We start from the raw sequence: 24,863 nt of genomic DNA on the forward strand, positions 1-24,863 counted from the left end.
GGGCCGTTGTCGTTCCGGCCCGCGTGCGCCGGCCCCGGAGGGAAGAAAATCGGTTCTTTATGCTTATAGCGGTACCAACCCCCTTTGGAGTGGTCGATGTCCCGGATACCCCCGACGGACGACGGCGACGAGCTGCTGGCCAGGCTCGGGACGCTGACCGCCCAGGCGCGCGAGCGGGCGGAGCTGCAGCGCTCCCTGCTGCAACTGGCCGTCGCCCTGCAGCGCGGCATGCTGCCCGGAGACATGCCCGTCACCCACCGGTTCCACCTGGCGGTCAAGTACTCGCCCGCCAACCACGGCCTCAACGTGGGCGGCGACTGGTACGACGCCTTCACCATGCCCGACGGACGCATAGGCCTGTCCATCGGCGACGTCCAGGGCCACAACATCGAGGCCGCCGCGTTCATGGGCCAGGTCCGGGTCGGCCTGCGCGCCCTCGCCTCCGTCACCAGCGAACCCGGCGAACTCCTCGCCCTGACCAACGACCTGCTCCTGTCCCTGGGCACCGAACTCTTCGCGACCTGCACCTTCGTACGGCTCGACCCGGCCACAGGGGTGCTGGAGAGCGCGCGGGCCGGACACATACCCTCCGTCTGGGCCACCGCCGACGGCCGGTGCGGGATCGCCGACGACGAGGGCGGACCGCCGCTGGGCATCGTCGCCGGACAGCGGTACCCGGTGACCGAGCACCGGCTCACCACCGGCGGAGTCTTCGTCCTGGTGACCGACGGCGTGGTGGAGGGCCCCTCGATGAGCGTCGACGAAGGCCTCGACCAGGTGATGCGCATCGCGGGAATCGCCGCCGTGGCGGGCATGGAGGCGGGCGCGCTCGCCGCCGCCGTGATCAAGGGAGCCGAGCGTGTGGGGCACGAGGACGACGCGGCCGTACTGGTCGTGGGACACGACGCGCCCGAGACCGGACCATAGGCCCGCCCCGCGTCGCTCGCCTCGCCGACACGGCGGGGTCGGTGTCTGATGGCAGCTGTGGTGGGTTTCGATGATCTGCGGCGACCGGCCGGGTACGCCCTCCTGACGCTGGCCGTCGCCGGCTGCTACTTCGCGGCGGGACGGCTCGGCCTGCTCCGCGAGCTCGTGGTCGAGGGCGCCGTGTTCACCCCGATCTACCCTCCCACCGGCGTAGCGGTCGCCGCCCTGCTGATCTTCGGGCTGCGGGTCTGGCCCGGTATCGCCCTCGGCATCCTCTTCGTGATCATGTCCCTCACCTCGCTCCAGCCGACCGCGCTCGTCGTCATCGTCGGCAGCACCGTTGCCCCCGTCTGCGCCTGCCTCATGTTGCGCCGGGTGGGCTTCCGCACCGACCTCGGCAGACTCCGCGACGGCCTCGCCCTGGTCTTCCTGGGCGCCCTGACCGCCATGCTGATCAGCGCGAGCTGCGGGGTCGTCCTGCTCCTCGGCACCGACAAGCTGGCCTCGCACTCCTTCTGGCCGGTCTGGCTGGGCTGGTGGGTGGGCGACGCGATGGGCGTGCTCATCGTCACCCCGCTCCTGCTCATGCTGCGCACGGTGCGTTTCCCGCTGGACCTGCACCGCTGGAAGGAGGCCCTGCTGCTGGCGGCCACCATCGCCGTCATCGTCCCCCTGGTCACCCACAGCCACGTCAGCCTGCTGTTCCTGATCTATCCCCTGCTGATCTGGGCCGCGCTGCGGTTCCGGTTCGCGGGCAGCATGCTGTGCGCCCTGTTCGCCTCCGTGATGGCCACCATCGCGGCGACCCAGGAGTCTGGTCCCTTCGCCGACCTGACGCATGTGGAGGTGATGATGAAACTCCAGGCCTTCAACGGCACGATGGCCCTCACCGCTCTGCTGCTCTCCTCCGTCATCACCGAGCAGCGCAACACCAGACTCTCGGTGGAACAGGCCTGCCAGGAACTGGCCGAGGTCCTCGAACACCTCACCGCGGGCGACTCCCGCCAGGGCGGCCGGCCCTGACCGGCCCGTCCTGTCCGTTCCGTCAGTGAAGGCCCGCGTCGCCCCTGCGGCGCAGCACCAGCAGCGCGGTGTCGTCGCGGGGCATGCCCGCCGTATGGCGGCGCAGATCGCCGTAGACGGTGGCCGGAACGTCCTTCGGGAGGACATCGCCCCAGGCCGCGGCCCGCTCCTCCAGCGGGTAGAAGGTGCCGGACGGATCGCGTGCCTCGGTGACGCCGTCCGTGCAGAGCAGGAGCGTGCCGTCGGCGGGGAAGGCGAACCACTCGACGGTACGGGGCTCGGGGGCCAGCGCGTCCAGGCCCAGCGGCACGCACGGCTCCTGCCGCAGTACCGGATCGGCCCGCTCCTCGCGCAGCAGCAGCGGCGCCACATGACCGCAGTTGATCGCCTGGACCTCCTGCTCGCCGTCGACACCCAGGACGATCGCCGTCACGAACCGCTCCCGCTCACCGGTCTGCGCCGCGAAGGAGTTGTGCCGTAGCACCGCCTCCTCCAGGGCGTCCACCACGGCGGTGAGCGTGGGCTCGGCCACGGCCGCCTCGCGGAAGGCGCTCAGTACGGCGAAGGCCGCGCTGATCGCCTGGAGGCCCTTGCCCTGGACGTCGGCGATGAAGACCCGGGTGCCGTAGGGGGAGGCGACGACCTCGTAGACGTCGCCGCCCACCCGGCTGTCCTCCTCCACCGGCCGGTACAGGCCGTGGACCAGCAACTGGTCGGTCATCAGGGGGAACGGGCGCAGGATCTGCCGCTGGAGAGCGGCAGCGGCGGAACGCAGCCGGGCGATCTCCACCTCCCAGCGGATCCGCTGCGCCGCCCGGGCCACGCTGAGGCCGTTGAACACCAGGGCGAAGGCGATGACCGCCGCGTCCGCTCCCACCGTGTGCAGCGGGCTGTCGAAGAGCGAGCCGACGATGACGATCGTCACCCACACGGACGCCACTGTGGTCTGCCGCACGGTCCCGCGCCCGGCGATCAGCGCGGGCAGCACGACCAGAAAGGGGGCCGGCCGGGTGTCGCGGCCCAGGGCGATACCGGTCAACGCCACCAGCGCCGTGATGCCGACCAGCCAGAACACCACCGCGGCCCAGCTGAGGGGAGGCGTGGACCGGTGTCCGGCGTCGGCCACGGTGGAACCGGCCGGATCTCCAGAGATACGCACCGGCCCTCCCACTGCCTGCGGTCGTCGGCCAACCGTCGGGAACGCTTCCCACTCTTCAATATCAGCCCCACGCATACCGTCCGCGAGCCGCAGTACCACTCCGGCCCGAGGCGGGACGCACCTGACCCCGTCAGGGGGCTAGATTCCGATCCGTGTGTTCGTCCAAGGGTGGGGGAGTGGGGAGAGCGTGTTCATCTGGCGCACACTGCGGGGTGAATGGCAGGGCATCGTCGTCGATCCCGTACGACAGCTGCTGCGGCGCGGACTGCCGGGTATGTCCCTGGCGTTCGTCGCCGCCTTCGGCGTCATCTTCTTCCACGCGCTGGCACAGCGGCCGACCGGCGCGTCGATCGTCCGGCACGTCGGCGGCGTCCAGGGCGACCTGCCCCTGTGGCTCGCCCTGCTGCGTACCCCCATATCCCTGTACGTGCCCGCCCTCGACCTGCCCGTGTGGGCCGGCATCACCCAGCTGTTCCTGGCGTTCGCGCTGGCCGAACTGGCACTGGGCCGGGTCCGCACCCTGGTCGTCGCCTACGCGACCACACTGGCCGGCACTCTCACCGTGCGCGTCATGCTCCTGATCGGGCCCGGCTGCGGGGGCATCGGACTGCGCCCCGAGATCGGGCACGTCCTCGACACCGGGCCGTCCGCCGCGGTCGTAGGACTCTTCACCTATCTCGCCGTCGTCCGCCGCGCGCCCATCGTCTTCCTCCTCACCGGCGGGTCGATGGTGTGGGAGTCGATCGTGAAGCCCAACCTGGCGGGCCGCGAGCACCTCGTCGCGGTGAGCGCCGCAATCGTCATGGGCCTGGTCCACGAACTGCGCCACAAGCGGCCTACGGTCGCCACGCTGCTCCCGCACTTCGAAGCGGACCGGCCGGTCAGGCCTGAGGCACGCTGCCCATCTCCGCACTGAAGCCGACCGGCTCGCTGTCGAACCCGCGCACCATCGGACGGAACTCCCAGGCGCCGGCGGCGTCCTTGGTGAACTCCCCGACCGTCGCCGCGGTGGACCCGCTCACCTCGGTGAAGTCGTCCGACAGCAGCTCCTTGTACCCTTCCACGACCAGCGCCCTGGCGTGCGACAGATCACCGAAGGTCCGCGTCCCGCCGTTCTGATGGATGGCCACCCCCACGACCACCCGCCCGAAGGACGCGGCGAGCCGGTCGAGTTCGAGGACCATCACCTCCATGTAGCCATACCCCTGGCCGCTCTCGCTGTGCCGGCTCATGTTGATCGTGCCGTCCGGCGAGCGGCTCTCGGAGTTGACGACGTACACCGGGCGTCCGTGCGGTGCGTCGGAGGAGTAGGTCGCCGCGACGATGTCCAGATGGCGCGGCTGCTGTCCCCAGGGACTCGGATCCCAGCGGAGTCGTACTTCGACCTTCCCCATGACCTTGCTGACACTGCTCACTGATCGCCGCTTCCGAATCGGGCCATCACGGGACGATCCCCCGCATGGTCAAGTATCGCTCTTCGACGGCCGGTTGATGCCCGCCGAACGGACCTGTCATGCCCGGGGTCAAGCGCTCCGGATCGCGTCCACCAGTCCGGCGACGAGGTTTGCCCGCTCGGCCATCGACGCGACGACCAGATACTCGTGGTCGGCGTGCGCCCCGCCCCCGACCGCGCCCAGCCCGTCGAGCGTCGGCACTCCCAGCGCGGCGGTGAAGTTGCCGTCGCTGCCACCGCCGACCGCCCTGCCCTCGAGACCGGGCAGCAGCCGCCGCGCCGCCGCGAACAGTCCGGCCGCCGCCGACTCCGGCATCGGCGGCCGACCGACACTTCCCCGTACGGTGATCACGGCCTCGTCGAGACGCGGGACCAGCGCCGCGAACGCGGACTCGATGCGCTCCTTCTCCTCGGCCGACTCGACCCGGACGTCCACGACGACGGTCGCCGCCGCCGGTACGACGTTGTCCAGCGTGCCCGCCGACGCGACGGTCGGCGTGACCGTCGTACCGACCTCGGGCCGCCCCAACTCCGCGATGGCCAGCACCTGATGGGCCGCCTCGACCAGCGCGTTCACCCCGGCGGCGGGCTCCAGTCCCGCGTGCGAGGCCCGGCCCGCGACGGACACCTCGAACGTGCCGCAGCCCTTGCGGCCGGTCTTCACGCCCCCGCCGTCGGCGGCACCCTCGACCACCAGCACGGCACCGCAGGCGAGGGCGCGTTCCTCGATCAGAGCCCGGGAGGAGTGGGAGCCGACCTCCTCGTCGGCGGTCACCAGGATCTCGACGCCGGACCGGTCGTCGAGCGACGCCAGCCCGTGGATCGCCTGCACCAGACCGCCGAGCATGTCGAAGACACCGGGGCCGGTCGCGTGCCCGTCCTCGACCCTGAACGGGCGGCGCTCGAGAGTGCCCAGCGGGAACACCGTGTCGTGGTGACCGAGGATCAGCACGCGGGGTGTGCCACCGCCCGACCAGTGGACGTGCGGCCCGCCTTCACTGTCGACGAGTACGACCCGACCACCGAGCCGCGCCTCGACCACGGCGGCGACGGTTTCGGCCGACTTCCGCAAGGCATCCAGGTCACGGGAGGGGGACTCGACCTCGACGAGGGTCCGGAGGTCATCGATCATCGCGTCGACACTCAGGCCGACCGTCTCGCTTGTGGTCACGAGGGAAGGGTACGTGGGGCCCGTTCGCAACCCGACGGACGAAGGGCCGGCCCGACGGCGAACGCGTCGAACCGGTCCAACGGCGGTGCTGATCCCCGGAGTTCGGTCAGTCCGTGCCGGACTCCATCGCGGCGCGGTCCAGCAGCGCTTCGTCCTCGGAGACCTCGCCGCGGGAGGCGATGGCCTCGGCGCCGCCCTCGGGCATGCTGCCGATGAGGCCGGTCGCGGCGGCCTGCGCGGCACCGATCGCCGCGTTGCCGCTGCCGATCAGACCGAGCACGGCGTACTGCTCCAGCTTGGCGCGGGAGTCGGCGATGTCGAGGTTGCGCATGGTGAGCTGGCCGATCCGGTCGACCGGGCCGAACGCCGAGTCCTCGGTGCGCTCCATGGACAGCTTGTCCGGGTGGTAGCTGAACGCCGGGCCTGCGGTGTCGAGCAGCGAGTAGTCCTCGCCGCGCCGCAGCCGCAGGGTGACCTCACCGGTGATCGCCGAGCCGACCCAGCGCTGCAGGGACTCCCGGACCATCAGGGCCTGCGGGTCCAGCCAGCGGCCCTCGTACATCAGACGGCCGAGGCGCCGGCCCTCGTTGTGGTACTGGGCGACGGTGTCCTCGTTGTGGATCGCGTTCACGAGCCGCTCGTAGGCCGCGTGGAGGAGGGCCATGCCGGGCGCCTCGTAGATACCGCGGCTCTTCGCCTCGATGATCCGGTTCTCGATCTGGTCGGACATGCCCAGGCCGTGCCGGCCGCCGATCGCGTTGGCCTCCATGACGAGGTCTACGGGGGAGGAGAACTCCTTGCCGTTGATCGTCACCGGGCGGCCCTGGTCGAAGCCGATCGTCACGTCCTCGGTGACGATCTCGACCGACGGGTCCCAGAAGCGGACGCCCATGATCGGCTCCACGGTCTCCACACCCGTGTCCAGGTGCTCCAGCGTCTTGGCCTCGTGGGTGGCGCCCCAGATGTTGGCGTCGGTGGAGTACGCCTTCTCCGTGCTGTCGCGGTAGGGCAGCTCGTGCGCGAGCAGCCACTCCGACATCTCCTTGCGGCCGCCGAGCTCGGTCACGAAGTCCGCGTCCAGCCAGGGCTTGTAGATCCGCAGATGCGGGTTGGCGAGCAGGCCGTAGCGGTAGAACCGCTCGATGTCGTTGCCCTTGAAGGTCGAGCCGTCGCCCCAGATCTGGACGTCGTCCTCCAGCATCGCCCGGACCAGCAGGGTGCCGGTGACGGCACGGCCCAGCGGGGTGGTGTTGAAATAGGCGCGCCCGCCGGAGCGGATGTGGAACGCCCCGCAGGTCAGCGCGGCCAGGCCCTCCTCGACCAGCGCCGCACGGCAGTCGACCAGACGCGCGATCTCGGCGCCGTAGGCCTGCGCGCGGCCGGGCACCGAGGCGATGTCGGGCTCGTCGTACTGGCCGATGTCGGCGGTGTAGGTGCAGGGGACGGCACCCTTGTCGCGCATCCAGGCGACCGCGACGGAGGTGTCGAGTCCGCCCGAGAAGGCGATGCCGACGCGCTCGCCGGTGGGGAGGGAGGTGAGGACCTTAGACATAGGAAGATTATGCACGCTCGCGCATGGTCATGCAAAGTCCCCCTTCTGGAGCAGTTCTGCCGGGCACCCCGGAAGGGGCGGGGTGCCCGGCAGAACCTGTGGTCGCGGGCCGGTCAGCAGCCTGCCTTGTAGAAGTACTTGCTGATCTCGGGCTGGTCCATGTTCGCCTTGGTGATGGCGACCATGTTGGTGCCGATCGACTTCTGGACCGACTTGCCCTCGAAGGCCGCGGCGAGCTGGTCGACGGCCTCCTTGCCGATCGCCGCCGGGTCCTGCGCGACCAGCACCTGGAGGGTGCCCGCCTTGAGGGAGGCGACCTCGTCCGGCTCGGCGTCGAACGCGGCGACCTTCACCGTGCCCTGCTTGCCGGCCTGCTTGAGACCGGTGGCTATGCCGGTACCGGTGTTGGTGTTGCCCGCGAAGACACCGCCCAGGTCGGGATGGGCCGCCAGCGTCGACTGGATCTGGGAGGCCGCGGTGGCCGGCAGGTCGTTGTCGTAGAGCGTGGGCAGCATCTTGATGTCCGGGTACTTCTTCATCTCCTCGGTGAAGCCCTTGATACGGGCGTCCGTGGTGGAGACACCGGGCTTGACGCTGATGACGATCGCCGAGCCCTTCTCGTTCATCAGCTTGGCGAGCGCGTCGGCCGCCACCCGGCCGCCCTTCTCGTTGTCCGACGAGATCCGGGTCATACCGATCGAGGAGTCGGTGACCGTGGTGTCGACCAGGGCGACCTTGGTCCCCGCAGACTGGATCTGCTTCAGCGACGGGGTGAGCGCGCTGACGTCGACCGGCGAGATCAGCAGTCCGTCGGGCCGGGACGCCGCCACCGAGTCGAGGAGGGGCCGCTGCACCGACACGTCCCACTGCGCGGAACCGTCCGCCGAGAAGTCCATGCCCTTGGCCTTGGCCTCGGTCTGCGCCGCACAGGTCATGGTGATGTAGAAGGGGTCGCTCTTCACGCCGGTGATCAGCCGGACCTTCTTCCCGGAGGCACCCCCCTTCGACCCCGAACCGCCGCTGTCGCTCGACGAACTGCAGGCGGCGGCGCCGGTCAGGACCAGCACGGTGCCCGCGGCGACCAGTACTTTGCGCGTGATGCGAATGCTCGACATAAGGCTGTCCTCCAGGGTCATACGAGGGTTGGGGCGAAGGTCGGGGAGGGGGTCATGCGCGCTCTCGGGTCTTCCTGCGCATCTGGTCGATGTAGACGGCCGCCACCAGGACGACACCGACGGCGACGTCCTGCCAGTACTGCTGCACACCGATGACGATCAGCCCGGTCGTCAGCACGGCGGGGATGAACACACCGATCACCGTGCCGAGTACGGAGCCACGCCCGCCGAACAGGCTGGTACCGCCCAGGACCACCGCGGTGATCACCTTCAGGTTGTCGGTGGAGTGCCCGGCGATGGACGTCGTCCCGTACGAGGCCAGCCACATCACCGCGCCGAGACCGGCCAGCAGGCCCATCAGGCCGTACACCATGATCAGATGGCGGCCCACCGGGATGCCCGCGCGCCGGACGGCGGTCGGGTTGGAGCCGATCGCCAGGGTGTGGCTGCCGAACCTCGTGGCGCCGAGCACCGCGCCGAACAGGGCGGTGACCACCGCAGCCAGGATCACCATCCACGGGATGCCGGCCAACTTGCCGAAGCCCAGGCTGTTCTGGAGGTGGGTGGCGGCGGCACCCGCCGGGTCCTGGCCGCCGGTGGCGAGCTCGGCGATGCCCAGCGCCGCGCCCAGACCGCCCAGGGTCACGATCAGCGGGGGCACCTTCCCGGTCGCCACCACCGCCCCCTGCAACGCGCCCCAACCCGCGCCCACCGCAAGGGCGATGACGACACAGACGGCGACCGTGCCCCAACTGGAGGCGGGCCCGCCGTGGTGGATGTTGTACTCGCCCGCCGCGACCGCCGCCAGCACCAGCACCGAGCCGATCGACAGGTCGATGCCCGCGGTGATGATCACGAACGTCATGCCGACGCCGAGCACCAGATAGATGGCCGCGTTCACCGCGATCTGGGTGAGGTCGTACTGCGTGAAGAACTTGCCCGGCGCCGCGATGGTGAAGAACGCGACCAGCGCGACGAGGATCACGAAGGTCCACAACTCGCTGATGCCGGCGGCCCGTCGCAGCCACGGGGGTACGGCGAACCTTCCGCCGTCGGACGGGGGCACGTCCGGCGCCTTGGCCGCCGGCTTGATGTCCTGGCTGTTGGCGCTCATCGGCCGTCCTCCGCTTCGGTCGCGCCGTGGTTCCCGTTGTGCGCGGGCTCGTCCAGTGATCCGGTCATGGCGCCGACGAGTTTCTCGATCGTGGCGTCGGCCGCGGTGAACGAGGCGACCCGGCGGCCCAGCCGCAGCACCTCGACCCGGTCCGCGACCGACAGCACCTCGGGCATGTTGTGGCTGATGAGGACGACGCAGATGCCCCGGTCGGCGACCCTGCGCACGGTCTCCAGGACCCGGGCGCGCTGGACCACGCCCAGGGCGGCGGTCGGTTCGTCCATGAAGATGACCTTGTTGGCGAAGGCGACCGCGCGGGCGACGGCCACCGACTGCCGCTGCCCTCCCGACAACGTTGTCACAGGAGCCGTCACATCTTTCAGTTCGACTCCCAGTTCACCGAAGGCCGCGATCGCCTCCCGCCGCATCGTGGGCCGGTCGAGCACACCCAGGCGGCCGAGCAGACCCCCGCGTACGAGTTCCCTGCCGAGGTAGAGATTGGCCGCCGCGTCCAGATCGGGCGCCAGCGAAAGATCCTGGTAGACGGTCTCGACTCCGCGCCGTTGCGCGTCCATCGGCCCCGTGAACCGGACCGGCACCCCCTCCAGGCGCACCTCGCCCTCGTCCGGGGTGAGCACACCGGAAAGTACGTTCACCAACGTCGACTTGCCGGCACCGTTGTCACCGATCAGTGCGACGACCTCACCGGCGTACGCCGTGAAGTCGGCGCCCGTGAGCGCCTGGACATGGCCGAAACGCTTGACCACGCCGTGTGCCGCGAGAAGTGGTTCCCTTGCAGAGGCCATGCTGTGCTTTCTGGTTGGTATCGTTAACAGTTCGTCGATTCTGGGAGGCCCATGAGTGGGCGTCAAGGGTCGGGACGGACACGGTTCGGGCGCACGCCGTCGGCCCGTCGGTCCGGTCGCGCGCGACGAGATCTGGAGGACGTGGCGTGGCCAGTCGTCCCAGGATGAAAGACGTGGCCGCGGAAGCGGGCGTGAGCGTGATGACGGTGTCCCGGGTGGTCAACCGTGAGGCGGGCGTGGCGCCCCGCACCGCCGCTCGCGTCGAGGCGGCGGTCCGCAAGTTGGGCTATCAACGCGACGACGTGGCACGGCAGTTGCGCCGTACGGACCAGTTGAGCCAGACCATCGGACTGATGGTGGACAACGTTGCCGACCCCTTCATGGCCGCCGTCGCCTCGGCCATCGAGGACATCGCCCACCGGCGCGGCAACATGGTCCTCATCGGCTCCAGCCGCGCCGACCCGCACCGCGAACGGGAGGTCGTCGCGGCGTTCACCGCCCGCCGCGTCGACGGTCTGATCCTCACCCCGGCCGCGGGCAGCCACCGTTTCCTGCGCCCGGCGCAGGCGCGGGGCACGAAGATCGTGTGCGTGGACCGGGCGGCGCCGGGCCTGGACGTGGACACCGTCGTGGTGGACAACTTCGGCGCGGTGGAGCAGGCCGTGCGCCATCTTGTCGCGCACGGCCACCGCCGTATCGGCTACCTCGGCGACAGACGGGAGATCTGGACCTTCGGCGAACGGCACCGCGGCTATCTGGCGGCCCTGAGCACCGCGGGCATCGACGCCGACCCGGCGCTCGTCCGGCACGGACTCGGTTCCGGCGCGGACGCCGCCCGGGCCGTCGCCGCGATCCTCTCCGCGCCCGAGCCGCCCACGGCCGTGCTCGCGGGCAACGAGGTCCTCGCGCTGGGCGCGCTGCCGGTGCTGCCCGCCGGCGTCGCGTTCATCGCCTTCGACGACTTCGCGCTGGCCGCGCAGCTGACCCCGCCGGTCACCGTCATCGCGCAGGACCCGGTCGCCCTCGCGACGAGCGCCGCGCACCTGCTGTTCGCCCGCATCCACGGGGACGTGTCACCGCCGCGCCGGCTCGTCATGCCGACCGAACTGATCCCGCGCGGGTCGGGGGAGATCCCGGGCCCCGGTCCGCCGCCCACGACTCCCCGGCGCTGACGGCTCCCGGCCCCTGCCCCGCGCACGGAGCCGGCCACCGCTCGGGGCCCGTCCGGACGGATCATGCCGCAGACGCAGGGCCTGGCACGCCCTCCTCCGCCTTGCAGCTGGACGTGCCAAGCCCCGCTCACCGGCGCCGGTCGGTCGCTGTTTCCCTCCTGCGCCCCGATCCGCCGGACAGGCGCTACGCGCGGGGCCGCTCGAAGGTGAGGAGCAGGCCCTCGACCGCGCCCGGACCTATCCGGCCCTTGACGTCGGCGGCGGTGATCGCCTTCAGGCCCCAGCCGTCCTCGGCGTGCTTGTTCAGGACCTTCTCCAGCTTGTCGCTGTCCAGCGCGTCGCCGATCAGCGACTCCCGGAAGCTGACGACCTTGTACTCGAACGTGTAGGCGTTGCTCATGGCTGCGATGTCCTCCTGTGCGGTGCGCACGGTGTGCGGTGGGCTGGGTCAGCCAATCACGGCAGGACGCTCGCGCGCAGGCCGGGGGTGGTTTCGGGGCACGGCTGTCAACTGGGCCGGGGGACAGGTGCGTTGAGCGGGCCGGGGATTGAAAGGGCGCGCGGGTATGCCGTCACGGCGCGTCAGGGCCGTGGTGCCACCCGGCGCACGGCGGGGCGGAGACGTAGCGTGAACAGTGGCGCAGGCGGATGCGGACCGATCACGTGGGGGAGCGATGTGCTGGAGTGCGAAGGCCGATCTCGTCGCGGGCGCCGGCGTCCTCGCCGTAGGCGTGGCCTGTGTGGCCCGGACCCGTCGGCCGGCCGATCTGCCGCTGGCCACCCTGCCGTGGCTGCTCGGCATCCACCAGATCGTCGAGTCGCTGGTGTGGGCGGCCGGCGGAGGCGCCGGTGCCGCCACCGTCACCTGGGCAGTCATCGCCCTGCCGCTGGTGGCGGTGTGGGTTCCCGCGGCTGTGTGGTGCGCCGCGCCACCACAGGCCCGGCCCCGGCTCGCCGTACTGCTGGCGATCGGGGCGGCCACGGCCGTGGCACTCGCCTACGCCCTCGTCGCGCACCCGGTGACGTCCGAGATCCGCGGCCACACCGTCGGGTACGTCGTCAACCTCTCCCACCCTCAACTGGTCATCGCTGGTTACCTCGTGGCGACGGTCGGCTCACTGCTCCTGTCCGGTGACCGAGGGCTGCTGGGGCTGGGCATCCTGATCGCGGTCGGCGCGCTCGTCTGCTGGACGCTGTGGGAGCTGGAGTTCGTCTCGACCTGGTGCGCGGTCGCCGCGCTGTCCTCGGTGGTCCTGTTCTTCTGGGTGCGCGGCCGGGACGGGCAGCCGGGGAAGCGGTCGTACGCCGATGTGTCGGGCGGCCGGTCCGCACGACCGTGACGAGGACGGGGCGCGAGTCCAGCGGGGTTCAAAGTGCCCTGCGTACAACTTCGTTGATGTCGGGCGGTGCTGTCGGGTTGGATGGCGCCATGGAACGCGTTGACGTAGAGCTGTTCACTGACGGCGGGAACGACGCCGTGGTCCGTCTGCCCGGTCGCCGGTTCCCCGGTGTGCTGATCCAGGGCGACTCCCTGCACATACTCCGCAGCGATGTGGCCGAGGTGGTGGAGGCCTGCGAGCGCGGCGACCTCGCCGAGGCGGGTGAGTCCGCGGGGCTGTTGCTGGCCGGCCTCGACGCACTGCTGACCCGCTACTCCGTGGCGCTGGCGAACCACAGCATCCAGGCGCCCTACTGACCCGACCGCCCTCACACCTCCCGGTGCTCGATGCCCAGCAGGCTCGCGGCGGCGCGGAAGTCGGCGGAGTGGTGGCCGAGGGCGAGGGACCAGTGGTGGCCCACGCCGGTGGCGCTCCACGCGTCGACCCACTCACCGGGATCACGGCCGAAGTCGACACGGCTGGTGGTGTTGCCGATCGCGAGCAGCGGTCCGGGTACGACGCTGCCCTCGGACGTGATGAACGACAGGGAGCCGTCGGCGTCCTGGCCGAGGCCGAGAAGGGTCACGGGACCGTGCTGGACGTCGAATTCCACGCTGACGCCCCAGCCGCGCTTGCCGTGGTAGACGCCCAGGCCGCGCAGCAGCGGGTCACGGGCACTGACCGCGAGGTGCGCGGGCCCGTCGTGCCCCATCTCCACCACCCCGTCCTCGAAGTCGAGGGCCTGGATCTCGGTGAAGGACCCCCCGGCACCGATGCTCTGCGTCGCCAACTGGGCCAGGCTGGTGCGCAGTTCGTACTCACCGGCGGCCGGCACACCCCGGGCGGTGAGCAGGGAGGCACCCAGGATCATGCCGGCGCCGAGCCGTTCGTGCAGTTCGCCGTCGAGACCGCGGTGGTAGTAGGCGAGGGTGTCGAGGCCGAAGTCCTCGACGAGCCGGTCCAGCGCGACCGACACGGTGGCCCCCCACGCGAGGTCCTCGTCGACCACGCTGCCGTCCACGGCGAAGATCCGCCGGGCCAGAGCCGTCCGCTCACGGGTCTCGGTCTCGCTCACCCGCTCCACGCGTTGCCGTAGATCGTCGAACTCCAGCACCTCGACATGCGAGCCGAACGTCGCCGGGAGCAGCGTCAGATCGGTCGACACGTCGAGCATGCCGGGATACAGATGCCCCATCAGACCGTGCCGGGCGTGCCGGAGCGCGGCCCGGACCCGCGCGGCCCGGACCCACTGCTCGATGCGCCGCCAGGCGGACTCCTGGCGCAGCCAGCCCGACACCGACCGGAAGGGGATGCCGGCCCGCCGGAAGACGTTGCCGACCTCGGGCACCGGGCACTGTCCGCAGTACGCGAGCCAGGCGCCCGTGTCGAAGGAGGCGTGGTCCATCCGCTCGGACGGCTGGAGGTCGATGACCAGGACGGGGGTGTGCGCGCGCTGGGCGATCGGCAGCACCATCGACGAGGTCAGGTACGTCGTCAGGAACAGCACGATCAAGTCGCAGTCCGCGCGCCTGAGTTGCTCGGCGGCTACCGCCCCCTCCGCGGCGTCGGAGATGAAGCCGACGTCCGTCACCTCCGCGTCCAACTGCCGGAAGCGGCCGGCCACATAGGCGGACGACTCCTGCAACTGCGGGAGGAGGTCGGGGAATTGCGGCCAGTAGGTGCCGAGTCCGCCCGCCACCAGTCCGATCCGGGTCCGGCGGCGGGTCACCGGGGGCAGCAACTCCCGCAGGGCGGCGGTGCGTTCCGCGGTCACGGTGGTGGGTTCGGTCGTTGCCATGGTGCGGTGTCCTTCCGGGGACCGGTACGGAATCTGGGACCTGTTTGAGGTCCGGGCCGTGCCCGGGGTCCGCGTCAGGTCCGGGCCACGCCCAGACTCGCCGGAGCGGTGGCGGTGTCGGGGGAACGCCGGATGAGGACATGGATGACGTACACGCCCGCGACGCCCGACGCCGCCATGCAGAGGGTTATCGACCAGAGCAGGAGGGAGGCGCTGTAGTCCATCAGGGCGGGCGTGACGAACGCGACGCCCGCGAAGACCCCGCGCGACAGGGCGTAGGTGAGGCCCTGTGTGGTGCCGCGGGTGTCCGGGGGCAGCGTCAGCTGCGACCACACCTTGTAACTGGCCTCCCCGGCAAAGGGGTTGGAGATCTGGTACAGCACGAAGAACACGAGCATGCCGACGAGGGCACCGGCAGTGAGGGAGGCGATGCAGAAGGCGACGACCTGCACGACCGTGAACACATAGAAGAGCCGGTCGCGCCAGGCGGTGTCGGCGAGCCGGACGAAGACGAACGTCAGCACCAACGCGATGGGCAGGAACGCCAGGTTGATCCCGGTGGCCAGACTCTGCGAGGCACCGCTGACCGTGACCAGCAGGTAAGTGCCGAACTGGCCGAAGGTGTTGGCGCCGATGCCCCAGGTGACGTAGTAGACGAAGGTCGCGACCATCGGCAGCAGCGCGGCGCGGTTGCAGATGTTCTTCAGCTCGATGCCGCGCGGCACGGCCTCCTGCGCCACCTCCTCCTCGGCCGGCTCGTCGGGCAGTTCCAGACGGGAGCGGAGCTGCCAGGTGACCAGTGCGGCGACGACCAGATGGCCGGTGATGAACCGCGCCCCGGTCAGGCCCGTGTCGGACAGGAGATAGCCGAGGAAGATCACGACGACGATGCCCAGCACCCACATGACCTGGGTGAAGGACACCAGACGCGCCCGGCCCTCGGGCGGCGCGGCGTCCGAGACCACGGCCAGGGACGTCGGCAGATCGGCACCGGCCGCCAGCCCCGCGACGAGCACGCCGACGAAGAGCACGATGTCGTTCGGCGCCAGCGTGATGACGATCGCGCCCACCGCGTAGCAGAGGATGTCCAGGTTGTAGACGCGGCGGCGCCCGAACAGGTCGGCGAGCCGGCCGCCGACGAGGGAGCCGACGGCGATACAGCCGGTGACGATCGCGCTGATCGCCCCGGCCATCCACACGCCCATGTCGTAACTGTCGCGGTAGATGGCCAGGTTGACGGCGATGCTGACGATGAGCGCGGCGTCCAGGTAGGAGGCCATGCCCGAGAGGGCCGCGACCTTCCACAAGTGCTTCGGGATGGGCTGCTCCGGGTGTACCTCGGCAGCGGGTAGGAATCGGCTCATGATGCGGCTCCTCGCGGCTCCGGGGCCGGGGTCGCAGTGAATATAGGGTTCGGAAAACGTTCCAACAAGCCCCCTTGCGCCATTCGGCGTGAAGAAGTGTCAGCCTTCTTCCCGCTCCCCGCCACCGGTGCCAACATTGCAGGTGGCAGACGACTGAGTCGACCAAAAACGTTTTTGATCCGTATGGGTGACCGAGCCGCACCCGGAAGGACCGCCGACGTGATCTCTCCCGCGCTCCACCAGCTCTTCGACGCCCCGCCCCGGGACTTCGGCCCCACCCCGCTGTGGTGGTGGTCCGGCGCCAAGGTCACCCGCGAGCGTCTCGACTGGCAACTGCGCAGATTCGCCGACGGCGGCGTCCACAACCTCGTGGTGATCAACCTCGCCCCGGCAGGCCCGAGTTTCGGCGCCCGGACCGACGACCCGCCGTGGTTCGGCGAGGAGTGGTGGGACCGCTTCACCCACACCTGCCGGATCGCCCGGGACATCGGCACCCGCTTGTGGTTCTACGACCAGATCGGCTTCTCCGGCGCCAACGTCCAAGGCGCGGTCACCCGACGGCACTTGGCGGCCACCGGCCGCGCACTGCGCTCCCGCTGGGCCACTGTCTCGGGTGGCACGGTCGCCCCACAGGGTGCCGAAACCCTCGTCGCCGCCTACGACTTGACGGGCCGTCGGCTGCCCGCAGCTCTCGACTCCGGCCTCTTCCGGATCGCCGCAGCGGACGGCACGGACGTACGGCTCGTCGTCGCCGTCCCCACGGCCTTCGACTACCTCTCCCCGCACGCCGGGGAACTGCTGCTGGACGCCGTCCACCACGAGTACGACCGCCGGGTCCCCGAGTACCTGGGCAACGTCATCGCGGGCAGTTTCCAGGACGAACTGCCCGCCACGAACTCCTGGAGCCCAGGCTTCCCCGAGGAGTTCCGCACCCGCCGCGGCTACGACCTGCTCGACCATCTGCCGGCCCTGTTCGGTCCGGCGGACGCCCGCGCGGCGAAGATCCGCGCCGACTACTACGCCGTCCGCGCCGAGCTCACCGAAGAGGCCCTCTTCAAACCCCTCGCGGCCTGGCACGAGGAACGCGGCATGCTCGTCGGAGCCGACCAGAGCAACCCCGCGCGAGCCGGGTTCCCGGCCCAGTCGACACAGATCTACACCGACTACTTCCGCACCCACCGCTGGTACGGCGCCGTCGGCAGCGACCACCACGGCGACTCCAAGGTCCACTCCTCCATGGCCCACCTCTACGGCCACGAGCGCGTCTGGATCGAGGCGTTCCACTCCTCCGGCTGGGGCGGCACCCTCGCCGACACCTACGACTGGCTGCTGCCGTTCCTGCGCAGCGGCGCCAACCTGTACAACCCGCACGCCAGTTACTTCGGCACCGCGGGCGGCTGGTTCGAGTGGGCACCGCCGTCCACCGACTGGCGCCAGCCCTACTGGCAGCAGTACCCGGCGTTCTCCCGCGCCGTCGCCCGCATCTGCTCGATCATGTCCTGGGGCACCTACAGCGCCGACGTCGCGGTCCTCCATCCCACCGCCACCGTGCAGGCCCTCCTCCCGCTCGACGCACCCGTCCACCACTTCGGCGACGGCCGCCTCGGCGACGACCACGCCGACGTCGACGAGACCCAGGAGCACTATCTCGGCCTGTGCGGCACGAACAACTGGCTCGGCCCGCACGTCGGTTCACTGGACCGCCACCGCATCTCCTACGACGTCATCGACGACGCCTCCGTGCAGCGCGCCACGGCCACCGAAGGCGCCCTGCGCGTAGGGGACTTGGCGTACCGCGCCGTGCTGCTGCCCTCGGCGAGCGTCCTGGAGGAGGAGACGGCACGCCGGCTGACCGAACTCCTCGACGCCGGCGGCCGGGTGGTGGTCGTGGGCCGCCCGCCCGCGTCGGCCGCCGGACTGGCCGGTGACGACTCCGTGGTCGCGGCCCTGCTGAAGCACCCGCGACTGGAGCGGGCGAGCGACGCCGAGGACGGTGCGGCGACGGTGGCGGACAACGCCGGACACGCGACCGGCGAGGTGCCCCTGCTCGTCAGGAGAAAGGGAGTCGAGGCGGTGGCCCTGGTGACGGGCGCCTTCCCCGACGCCCGCACGCTGCCGGGAGACGCCAACCACGGGGCGGACCCCGCCCGCTACGCCCGCCACTCGACCGTCACCGTGCACGCCGAGGTCGCCGAGGCCGAGATCTGGAACCCGGCGACCGGCACCAGACAGCAGGCGGACATCACGGTCCGCGACGGCCGCTCGACCATCGCGGTGCCACTGAACGGCGCCCCCGCCGTCCTGGTCGTATGGCGCGAAGGCACCCCACGGACATCCCAGGCGGCCGCATCGCCACCGAGCCCGGAGCGGACGATCGACCTCTCGGACGGCTGGGAAGGCCGCCTGGTCCCCACCATGGACAACACCTGGGGCGACCTGGCACTCCCGGCGGGCTCGTCCGTAGCCGCACCGCAGATCTGGACCACGCACTGGACCGAGACGGACGGTCCAGACGCCAACTGGCAACCCACACGGGCGACTTACGGCAACCGGGTCCGCGTCCTGCCTCCGACACCCGCCGTCCGGGCACCCGAGCCACTCGACGGGCCCGGTGTCGAACGGGTCCTCGCCGACACGCTCCCCCTCACCTCCTCGGACGAGGACTGGCATGTCTCCCTGTACTCGTCGAGCCGAGGGATCCCGGAGCCGGACGGCCTGCTCGGCAACAAGGGGCTGGTGACCGAGGAGTTCGTGCGCGTCCCCGTGCCCGGACCCGGGACGGTCGCCAGGGTCCGGACGATCGTCGAGACGGACCACCGCGGACCCGCCGATCTGCACGTGGGAGCCGCGGCCGTCAAACGGGTGTGGTGGAACGGCGAACTCCTCGACGCCGCCACCGGATACCTCACCACCGCACGCGTGACGGTCGGACGGCCCCGCAACGTCCTCGAATACGAGCTGGCCGACGCCCAGGACAGACCGCTGCTGATCTCCGGCACCGCGGGCACACCCCTGGGCAGCTACTTCTGCCTGACCCGACCGGACGGATTCACCTCGCGCCCACAGTTCATGTGCCTGCCCGAGGACGTACGACCGTACGGCGGGGTGACGTATCGAGGGCGTCTGCACGCCGCTGGAGAGGCGGTACTCGTCGTGGGTGCCGCGGTGGGTGTCACCGTACGGCTGGACGGGGTGGTCGTCGCACGCCAGGAGAAGGCGGAGTACTACGAGTCCGACTGGGGCGCCGTACCGATGTTCTTCCGCCACCAACTCGCCCTGGAGGAAGGCGAACACGTACTGGAGGTGGTGGCCGACGCCGTGCGCCCGCGCGAGGCGGTGTTCGTCGACTGCGTGGCCCGCGCTGGATCCGCGGTGAACTCCCTGACGAGCGGGGCCGGTTGGGAGGCCGAGACAGGGGAGTGGAGCGGTCGGACCGTCGAACACGACGGCAGGTGGGGGGAGTTGCAGCACTGCTACGCGGCCGTACGACCGCATCCGTTGCCGGAGACGGAATGGCTGACCGGCGCACCGGTGTTCGGCACCGCCGTACTGCCCCTGAGGTCGACGGACACCGTCCGGCCCCGCGCGCAGCGCTTCCGCTTCACCGTGCCGCCGGGCACCGTATCGCTGGACCTGCCGCTGGAGTTGGCGGCGAGGGTGCGGGTCGGTGGCGGTGGTGAGAGGCCGCTCGACGGAGAGACGCTGATGTTGGAACAACCACTGCCGCAGGCAACGGAGTTGGAGATCGTCACCGAGCCCACGGCGGTCCTGCGGGGCGGGTCCGCCTGGCGCGGGCCGCTGTGCGTCCGTACCGTACCGGCGCGATTTCCGCTGGGGGACTGGCAGTTGCTGGGGCTGAGCGGCTGGAGCGGTGGGGTGACGTACTCGCGGGAGGTGGAGGTGCCGGCCGGGGCGGACCCGGTGCTGGACCTCGGGCGGGTGCGCGGCAGCGTGTCGATCGCTGTTGATGGGGAGTGCGCCGGCGAGGCGTTCTGTCCCCCTTACCGCTTTCAACTCCTGGGTGCCGCAGGGCGGACGATCCGTCTGGACGTGACGGTCAACAACACTCTCGCCCCCTACCTGGCGGAGGCCACCCCCACCGCATGGGCCTTCCCGTCCCAGCTCCCGTCCGGACTGATGGGCCCCGTGACGCTACGAACTCCGGTCTGACGGGGGCCGCGTGGAGTCGCGCAGGACGAGGTCGGGGGCGAACACCCTTGTCTCGTGGGCGTGTTCGGCGCGGGCCTCCACCTCGTCGAGCAGCATCCCCACGGCCGCCCGGCCCAGCTCCTCGACCGGCTGCCGTACCGTCGTCAGGGTCGTCCCCACGAAGCTCGCTATGTCGAGGTCGCCGTAGCCGACCACCTGCACTTCCTCCGGTATGCGCACCCCCCGCTCACCCAGTCCACGGCACAGCCCGGCGGCGAGGAAGTCGTTGGTGCAGAAGACGCCGTCGGGCAGTTCGTCGAGGCCATGGGCGATCTCCAGGCCGTACGCGACCGTCATCTCGTCGGCGACGATCTGGCGCAGCCGCGCCTCGCGCTGGGTGCGGACGGCCTGGCGGGCGCCCTGGTGGCGGTCCGCGCACTGCACGATCCCGCGCTCGCCGTTCACCACGAGGATGTCGCGCGCCCCGCTGTCCAGGAGATGTTGTACGGCGATCCGGCCGCCGGCGATGTCGTCGACGGAGACGGAACAGCCGTCCTGGGCCGACAGCGCGCGGTCCGCGAGCACCAGCGGGATGCCGCGTTCGCGCAGCCGGGTGAGGCGGGTGGGATCGGCGCCGAGCGGGACCACCACCGCCCCGACGGCCCGTTGCTCGATCAGCATCGTGAAGTAGCCCTGCTCCCGCTCGGGGTCGTCTCCGCTGTCGCAGAGCACGAGCGAGTAGCCGTGGTCGTAGGCCGCGTCGGCCGCGCCCCGGGCGATGCGCGAGTAGAAGGAGTTGGCCACATCGGGCAGCACCAGCCCGATCGAGGACGAGTGCCCGGTGCGCAGACCGGCGGCTCCCGGATGCGGCACGTAGTCGAGGGCGGCGACCGCGTCACGGACCCGCTCGGCGGTGCGGGCGTTGACCCGCTCCGGCCGGTTCAGGACGTTCGACACCGTGGACACCGAGACTCCCGCGGCGGCCGCGACATCCTGAATACGGGCGGGGCGAACCTGGATGACGTCCACCCCCCTCGCTCTGACAGCCGCGCGACCAGGCACGACACGGTCCTCATGGGCGCGGAAAGTCTACCTCGATGGGTGTTGGAACGTTTTTCGCGGAGTGCGGGACGCCGAACGTAAACCCGGCCGTGATCAACGCGGCTAGCATGGCGGCATGGCTGAGGGTGTTGGGGCTGATGGTCCGGTTGAGGGCGACCGCCCGCTGAGGCGCGATGCCGCCCTCAACCGGGAGAAGATCCTGCGTGCCGCGCGGGAGGTCTTCGGTCAGCACGGGCTGGGGGTCACGCTCGACGACGTGGCCCGGCACGCGGGCGTCGGAGTCGGCACCGTGTATCGGCGCTTTCCCGACAAGGACTCCCTCGTACGGGCCCTGTTCAAGCAGGATCTGGAGATCCGGCAGGAGTCCGCCGAGCGGGCGCTCGTCCATCCGGACCCGTGGCAGGGGTTCGCCGACTTCCTCACGGAGATGGGGGCCGATCTCGCCGAGAATCGCGGCCTGCACGAAGTGATCATGCTGGGCAGTCACAGTTCCGAGCCCTTGGAGACCGCGCGGGGCGGCATGCTCCCCTTTCTGGAGGCCTTGATCCGGCGGGCCCAGGAGAGCGGGGACCTGCGCCCGGAGATCACTCCCTCCGACATCCCCGTCATGGTGGAGATGCTGAGCGCCGCCAGTCAGTTCACCCAGGGCAGGCGGCCCGACATCTGGCGGCGCTGCATCGAGATCCTGCTGAACGGCGTCCGGCAGCGTCCCGACAACCTTCCCCTGACGACACCGAGCCTGGGCAACGACACGGTGGAGCAGGTGATGGGGCTGGTCCGGCCGGCCCCGACACAGGAGTAGCAGGTCTGCCGTACGTACAGACCTGCCATCCGTGTTGTCAGGAGGACGGTCCCCAGTTCTCGCCGCTGGGCGTCGCGGAACTCGGCGTCGTCAGGGGCAGGTTGACGAATGAGGCGGCCTGTGGGGAGCGTTCGATCGTGTAGACGCCGCCGGCCAGGTTCGCCGACTCCTGCGGGGTCGGGGCGACGGCGAAGTGGAAGTCCGCCGGTGGCTGGCTGTTGATGCTGATCTGGATGCGGTAACCCGCCGGAATCCTGGTGAAGTTGGACAGGAGCGAGATGTCGTACCGGGTGGTCCGCCCCGGGGTCACCGGGCGCTGCGACGTTTGAGTGAACGGGTGGCTCGGTTTGAGCAGGGTGCCGTTCCCGCCGTACCAGCTCTCCTGGGTGTCCAGCGCGCGCTGGCTGCCCAGGAGGATTCCGTCGGCCTGCTTGGTCACCGTCCCGTCCGGCGCGACGATGCTCAGCTTGGCCGAGAGTTCGGTCTCCGGTGTCGTCGAGCCGGCGTACAGAGTGACGTCGGTCGGGCCGTCCAGCAGGGCGGCCTTGGTGAGCGGGGCGCTGGTGTAGGTCAGCGTGTTCGCCGCGGTCGCCGCACTCCAGGTGAGGGTGTCGCTCCCTTGGCCGGTCGGCTTGCTGGTAGCGAGGGAGCTGTCGCCGAGGTAGTAGGTACGGGCGTCGGAGGACAGCGGCCAGGCGGCGCTGTCGACCCAGCCGCTCGCGCCGTTCTCGAACAGGTGCAGGGGAGTCGAGGTGTCGGCCATGTCCGTGGGCGCGTTCTTGAGCCAGGTCTCGAACCATTCCAGGCGAATGGCCTGCAGCGTCGCCTCGTTGACGTGTTCTCCGTGCGTCCAGGGCCCGACGATCGCCTGGTAGCGGCCGGTGACGGGCTCGCCCGACGCGATCGGATCCGTCAACGGCCGGTGGTAGTAGGCGTTTTGGGCCGCCACATAGGCGCCCAGGTTTCCGCCGGGGAACAGGTCGTTCCAGCCGGCCTCGGACAGCGCCGGAATGTCGTTGGCCACGATCCGTGGCATGAGTTTCTGTACGTCGAGGGCCTGCCAGTAGGCGTCGTCGTACGAGCGTGAACCGCCCGAGGCCTGCTGGGCGATGGTCACCGACTGCGGGTCGGTGGCGGGATCGTCCTCGGGGCCGCGCGGCTCGGCCTGGGCGATGCCGGCCACGAACGGGGTGGGGATACCGCCGTTGGCGGTGAGGTCGCTGTAGAAGTCCGAGTCGGTGCAGAACGGTGTGATGGCCTTGAGCGCGGAGTTCTTGCCCACGGCCGCAGCGGTGAACCACTGGTTCACCCCGAGGTAGGAGCAACCGTCAAGCCCCACCTTGCCGTTGGACCCCGACAGCGTATGGGCCGCCCAGTCGACGAGGTCGGCTCCGTCCTTGCCCTGCCGGTCGCCGAACCAGTCGAGCTGTCCGCCGGACTCGCCGGTGCCGCGCACCGCGGAGGCCACGTAGATGTAGCCCCGTTGCACGAAAAAGGTGCCGCTGTCCGTGGGGTCGGAGCGCTGGGTGCCGTAGGGGTTCTGGGTGAGGAGTACGGGGAACGGGCCCGAGGCGCGTGCGCCGGTGCTCGGGTCGGTCGGATAGACGACCTCGACGGCGATCTTCACACCGTCGTCCATGGTGACGGTGGTGTGCACGGGCGCGCTCGCCGTGTAGGTGGCGGCGGGTGGCTGCCAGGTGGCCGCGTGCGCGGGGAGGGCGGTGGCCGTCGTTTGCCCGGCCGCGACCAGGAGGAGCACCGCGGCGGTGCTGCCGAGCGCGGAGTACCCGTGGGGCGACTTCAGCCGGTCTCTTGCCTTGGACTTCTTCATGCGGCTCCTTGAGGTGGGGAAGGATTCCTCGTCACGCCGTCTGCGGGACGGCCTGTTGGCCGCGGTTCAGGGCGAAGAGCGGGAACACGATGCGTCCGCGCACCTCGTTGGTCAGCTCGGCCAGCACCAGATAGAAGGCGACGGCGGCCAGGGCGATCTCGACATAGCCGGCGCTGTGCAGCACCGAATCGCTCGGGACGCCCGCACTCGAAGCCCCCAGGTAGGCGACCACCAGCAGCACGATCGTCAGCGTCAGCAGGGCGAACGCGGTCACGGTCACCGCGTTGGTGCCCAGACTCGCGACGGCGAAGACCAGCGTGACGACGAGCCAGGCGAGCAGGAACAGCCCCAGCGACTGCATCACCGCGTGACCGCCCTGGGCCGCCGCGGCCTCCGCGGTGGCCCCATGAGCTTTCGCCGCGGCTGCCGCGTTGCCCGCGATGTGCGGTGCCGCCCAGAACTCGATGACGGTGTAGCCGAGCCAGAACGCCCCGTACGCCGTCAGGAAGGAGGCCGCGAAGGTCGCCCCGGCCGCCAACGCGAAGAAGCCCGCGACGAGTTGGACGATGCCGCCGTAGAAGAAGGTCCCCGCCAGCACGATCGTGCCGTCGGCCGCGTCGATGACGCCGGCGGTGTGCAGGCCCAGGATCAGCGAGCACCACGCGAACCCGGCCGCTCCCACGGCTGTCGCGTGACCGATGTGGGAGGTGGTGCCGGTGGGCACCGGCGGGCTCTGGGCATCGTGAAGCGACACGTCAGTCATGGTGATCACCCTTCTGGAATGTCGACAGCCGGGGCGTCCGACCCGGGCCCGTCAACCGAATGGTCGGTAGTTTGTGAACGCCCGGTTGAGGCTGTCAAGGGATCGAACCGAAGTGGAAAACGCGCTCTGCGCGGCCTCGATGGCTGCGGTTCGTAGCGCGGAGGTCATCTCGGCGCCGGCATCGCCCCAGGTGGGAAGAGGTTTCCACCGTTCGTCCCGGAGG

The 24,863-nt window shown here is 70.5% G+C and carries 21 protein-coding genes; 8 read left to right on the forward strand and 13 right to left on the reverse strand.

The features are described 5' to 3' along the window. The first annotated feature begins 96 nt into the window (after positions 1–96). Both OH768_RS50600 and OH768_RS50605 read left to right on the forward strand, forming a co-directional pair. Entirely contained in the window at positions 97–927 is an 831-nt protein-coding gene (locus tag OH768_RS50600; protein ID WP_406464126.1) for a PP2C family protein-serine/threonine phosphatase, read from the forward strand. Between the two features lie 57 nt (positions 928–984). Beyond that, positions 985–1,950 carry an MASE1 domain-containing protein gene (locus OH768_RS50605; RefSeq protein WP_406465769.1) on the forward strand — a complete coding sequence of 322 codons (966 nt, stop codon included), beginning with the start codon at positions 985–987 and terminating at the stop codon, positions 1,948–1,950. A 22-nt stretch (positions 1,951–1,972) separates the two neighbouring features. Here OH768_RS50605 and OH768_RS50610 read toward each other — a convergent pair whose 3' ends face one another. Further along, positions 1,973–3,109 (reverse strand): PP2C family protein-serine/threonine phosphatase, encoded by a 1,137-nt coding sequence (locus OH768_RS50610; RefSeq protein ID WP_406464128.1) that lies wholly within the window; start codon positions 3,107–3,109, stop codon positions 1,973–1,975. Between the two features lie 187 nt (positions 3,110–3,296). Here OH768_RS50610 and OH768_RS50615 point away from each other — a divergent pair, with 187 nt between their 5' ends. Continuing rightward, on the forward strand, positions 3,297–4,025 hold the full coding sequence (locus OH768_RS50615) for a hypothetical protein (RefSeq protein WP_406464130.1): 729 nt from the start codon (positions 3,297–3,299) through the stop codon (positions 4,023–4,025). On the opposite strand, the gene OH768_RS50620 is transcribed toward OH768_RS50615, so the two are convergent. From OH768_RS50620 to OH768_RS50645, 6 genes are all read right to left on the reverse strand, one after another. Continuing rightward, positions 3,991–4,524 (reverse strand): TerD family protein, encoded by a 534-nt coding sequence (locus OH768_RS50620; RefSeq protein ID WP_406464132.1) that lies wholly within the window; start codon positions 4,522–4,524, stop codon positions 3,991–3,993. The two genes, OH768_RS50615 and OH768_RS50620, sit on opposite strands and share 35 nt — an antisense overlap. 108 nt (positions 4,525–4,632) lie before the next feature. Continuing rightward, positions 4,633–5,694: a M20/M25/M40 family metallo-hydrolase gene (locus OH768_RS50625; protein ID WP_406465770.1), complete on the reverse strand. Its 1,062-nt coding sequence runs from the start codon at positions 5,692–5,694 to the stop codon at positions 4,633–4,635. A gap of 145 nt (positions 5,695–5,839) precedes the next feature. Next, positions 5,840–7,285, reverse strand: a complete 1,446-nt coding sequence (gene argG / locus OH768_RS50630) for an argininosuccinate synthase (RefSeq protein ID WP_359615263.1) — start codon at positions 7,283–7,285, stop codon at positions 5,840–5,842. Positions 7,286–7,398: 113 nt separating this feature from the next. Further along, entirely contained in the window at positions 7,399–8,400 is a 1,002-nt protein-coding gene (locus OH768_RS50635) for an ABC transporter substrate-binding protein (RefSeq protein WP_406464133.1), read from the reverse strand. A gap of 52 nt (positions 8,401–8,452) precedes the next feature. Further along, entirely contained in the window at positions 8,453–9,514 is a 1,062-nt protein-coding gene (locus OH768_RS50640) for an ABC transporter permease (RefSeq protein ID WP_359615267.1), read from the reverse strand. Then, a complete protein-coding gene (locus OH768_RS50645; protein ID WP_406464135.1) occupies positions 9,511–10,320 on the reverse strand; it encodes an ATP-binding cassette domain-containing protein in 810 nt (269 codons plus the stop codon). The genes OH768_RS50640 and OH768_RS50645 overlap by 4 nt, the downstream gene beginning before the upstream one ends. Before the next feature lie 164 nt (positions 10,321–10,484). Between OH768_RS50645 and OH768_RS50650 the strand changes: the two genes are divergently transcribed. Next, positions 10,485–11,492: a LacI family DNA-binding transcriptional regulator gene (locus OH768_RS50650; protein ID WP_406465772.1), complete on the forward strand. Its 1,008-nt coding sequence runs from the start codon at positions 10,485–10,487 to the stop codon at positions 11,490–11,492. A 184-nt stretch (positions 11,493–11,676) separates the two neighbouring features. Here the strand turns inward: OH768_RS50650 and OH768_RS50655 are convergent, their stop codons facing one another. Then, a complete protein-coding gene (locus OH768_RS50655) occupies positions 11,677–11,892 on the reverse strand; it encodes a DUF4177 domain-containing protein (protein ID WP_019056094.1) in 216 nt (71 codons plus the stop codon). Positions 11,893–12,166: 274 nt separating this feature from the next. Here OH768_RS50655 and OH768_RS50660 point away from each other — a divergent pair, with 274 nt between their 5' ends. Both OH768_RS50660 and OH768_RS50665 read left to right on the forward strand, forming a co-directional pair. Then, entirely contained in the window at positions 12,167–12,832 is a 666-nt protein-coding gene (locus tag OH768_RS50660) for a DUF6629 family protein (RefSeq protein ID WP_406464136.1), read from the forward strand. Between the two features lie 89 nt (positions 12,833–12,921). Beyond that, complete coding sequence (locus OH768_RS50665; protein WP_019068189.1) at positions 12,922–13,188, forward strand: DUF6959 family protein; 267 nt, start codon at positions 12,922–12,924, stop codon at positions 13,186–13,188. A gap of 11 nt (positions 13,189–13,199) precedes the next feature. On the opposite strand, the gene OH768_RS50670 is transcribed toward OH768_RS50665, so the two are convergent. After that, positions 13,200–14,669, reverse strand: coding sequence for an arabinose isomerase (locus OH768_RS50670; RefSeq protein ID WP_406464137.1), 1,470 nt, complete (start codon positions 14,667–14,669; stop codon positions 13,200–13,202). Positions 14,670–14,743: 74 nt separating this feature from the next. Further along, positions 14,744–16,033 carry an MFS transporter gene (locus OH768_RS50675; protein WP_406464138.1) on the reverse strand — a complete coding sequence of 430 codons (1,290 nt, stop codon included), beginning with the start codon at positions 16,031–16,033 and terminating at the stop codon, positions 14,744–14,746. 219 nt (positions 16,034–16,252) lie between these two features. Here OH768_RS50675 and OH768_RS50680 point away from each other — a divergent pair, with 219 nt between their 5' ends. Next, complete coding sequence (locus OH768_RS50680; RefSeq protein WP_406464139.1) at positions 16,253–20,203, forward strand: glycosyl hydrolase; 3,951 nt, start codon at positions 16,253–16,255, stop codon at positions 20,201–20,203. Here OH768_RS50680 and OH768_RS50685 read toward each other — a convergent pair. Next, entirely contained in the window at positions 20,186–21,211 is a 1,026-nt protein-coding gene (locus OH768_RS50685; RefSeq protein ID WP_406464141.1) for a LacI family DNA-binding transcriptional regulator, read from the reverse strand. The two genes, OH768_RS50680 and OH768_RS50685, sit on opposite strands and share 18 nt — an antisense overlap. A gap of 148 nt (positions 21,212–21,359) precedes the next feature. Between OH768_RS50685 and OH768_RS50690 the strand changes: the two genes are divergently transcribed. Next, on the forward strand, positions 21,360–22,046 hold the full coding sequence (locus OH768_RS50690; protein ID WP_406464143.1) for a TetR/AcrR family transcriptional regulator: 687 nt from the start codon (positions 21,360–21,362) through the stop codon (positions 22,044–22,046). 37 nt (positions 22,047–22,083) lie between these two features. On the opposite strand, the gene OH768_RS50695 is transcribed toward OH768_RS50690, so the two are convergent. Together OH768_RS50695 and OH768_RS50700 are read right to left on the reverse strand one after the other, a co-directional pair. Next, complete coding sequence (locus tag OH768_RS50695; protein WP_406464144.1) at positions 22,084–23,877, reverse strand: CocE/NonD family hydrolase; 1,794 nt, start codon at positions 23,875–23,877, stop codon at positions 22,084–22,086. Between the two features lie 31 nt (positions 23,878–23,908). Beyond that, positions 23,909–24,640, reverse strand: a complete 732-nt coding sequence (locus tag OH768_RS50700; RefSeq protein ID WP_406464146.1) for a GPR1/FUN34/YaaH family transporter — start codon at positions 24,638–24,640, stop codon at positions 23,909–23,911. Positions 24,641–24,863 lie beyond the last annotated feature (223 nt).

Origin of the sequence: Streptomyces sp. NBC_01622, assembly GCF_045209635.1 — a bacterium.
GTDB lineage: Bacteria > Actinomycetota > Actinomycetes > Streptomycetales > Streptomycetaceae > Streptomyces.

What these genes read in the sequence shown, in the direction of transcription:
- OH768_RS50675 (WP_406464138.1), bottom strand. Translation starts at nt 16,033, where the DNA reads ATGAGCCGATTCCTACCCGCTGCCGAGGTACACCCGGAGCAGCCCATC.
- OH768_RS50650 (WP_406465772.1), top strand. Translation starts at nt 10,485, where the DNA reads ATGAAAGACGTGGCCGCGGAAGCGGGCGTGAGCGTGATGACGGTGTCC.
- OH768_RS50635 (WP_406464133.1), bottom strand. Translation starts at nt 8,400, where the DNA reads ATGTCGAGCATTCGCATCACGCGCAAAGTACTGGTCGCCGCGGGCACC.
- OH768_RS50690 (WP_406464143.1), top strand. Translation starts at nt 21,360, where the DNA reads ATGGCTGAGGGTGTTGGGGCTGATGGTCCGGTTGAGGGCGACCGCCCG.
- OH768_RS50640 (WP_359615267.1), bottom strand. Translation starts at nt 9,514, where the DNA reads ATGAGCGCCAACAGCCAGGACATCAAGCCGGCGGCCAAGGCGCCGGAC.
- OH768_RS50670 (WP_406464137.1), bottom strand. Translation starts at nt 14,669, where the DNA reads ATGGCAACGACCGAACCCACCACCGTGACCGCGGAACGCACCGCCGCC.
- OH768_RS50645 (WP_406464135.1), bottom strand. Translation starts at nt 10,320, where the DNA reads ATGGCCTCTGCAAGGGAACCACTTCTCGCGGCACACGGCGTGGTCAAG.
- OH768_RS50625 (WP_406465770.1), bottom strand. Translation starts at nt 5,694, where the DNA reads ATGATCGATGACCTCCGGACCCTCGTCGAGGTCGAGTCCCCCTCCCGT.
- OH768_RS50660 (WP_406464136.1), top strand. Translation starts at nt 12,167, where the DNA reads ATGTGCTGGAGTGCGAAGGCCGATCTCGTCGCGGGCGCCGGCGTCCTC.
- OH768_RS50655 (WP_019056094.1), bottom strand. Translation starts at nt 11,892, where the DNA reads ATGAGCAACGCCTACACGTTCGAGTACAAGGTCGTCAGCTTCCGGGAG.
- OH768_RS50665 (WP_019068189.1), top strand. Translation starts at nt 12,922, where the DNA reads ATGGAACGCGTTGACGTAGAGCTGTTCACTGACGGCGGGAACGACGCC.
- OH768_RS50600 (WP_406464126.1), top strand. Translation starts at nt 97, where the DNA reads ATGTCCCGGATACCCCCGACGGACGACGGCGACGAGCTGCTGGCCAGG.
- OH768_RS50695 (WP_406464144.1), bottom strand. Translation starts at nt 23,877, where the DNA reads ATGAAGAAGTCCAAGGCAAGAGACCGGCTGAAGTCGCCCCACGGGTAC.
- OH768_RS50700 (WP_406464146.1), bottom strand. Translation starts at nt 24,640, where the DNA reads ATGACTGACGTGTCGCTTCACGATGCCCAGAGCCCGCCGGTGCCCACC.
- argG (WP_359615263.1), bottom strand. Translation starts at nt 7,285, where the DNA reads ATGTCTAAGGTCCTCACCTCCCTCCCCACCGGCGAGCGCGTCGGCATC.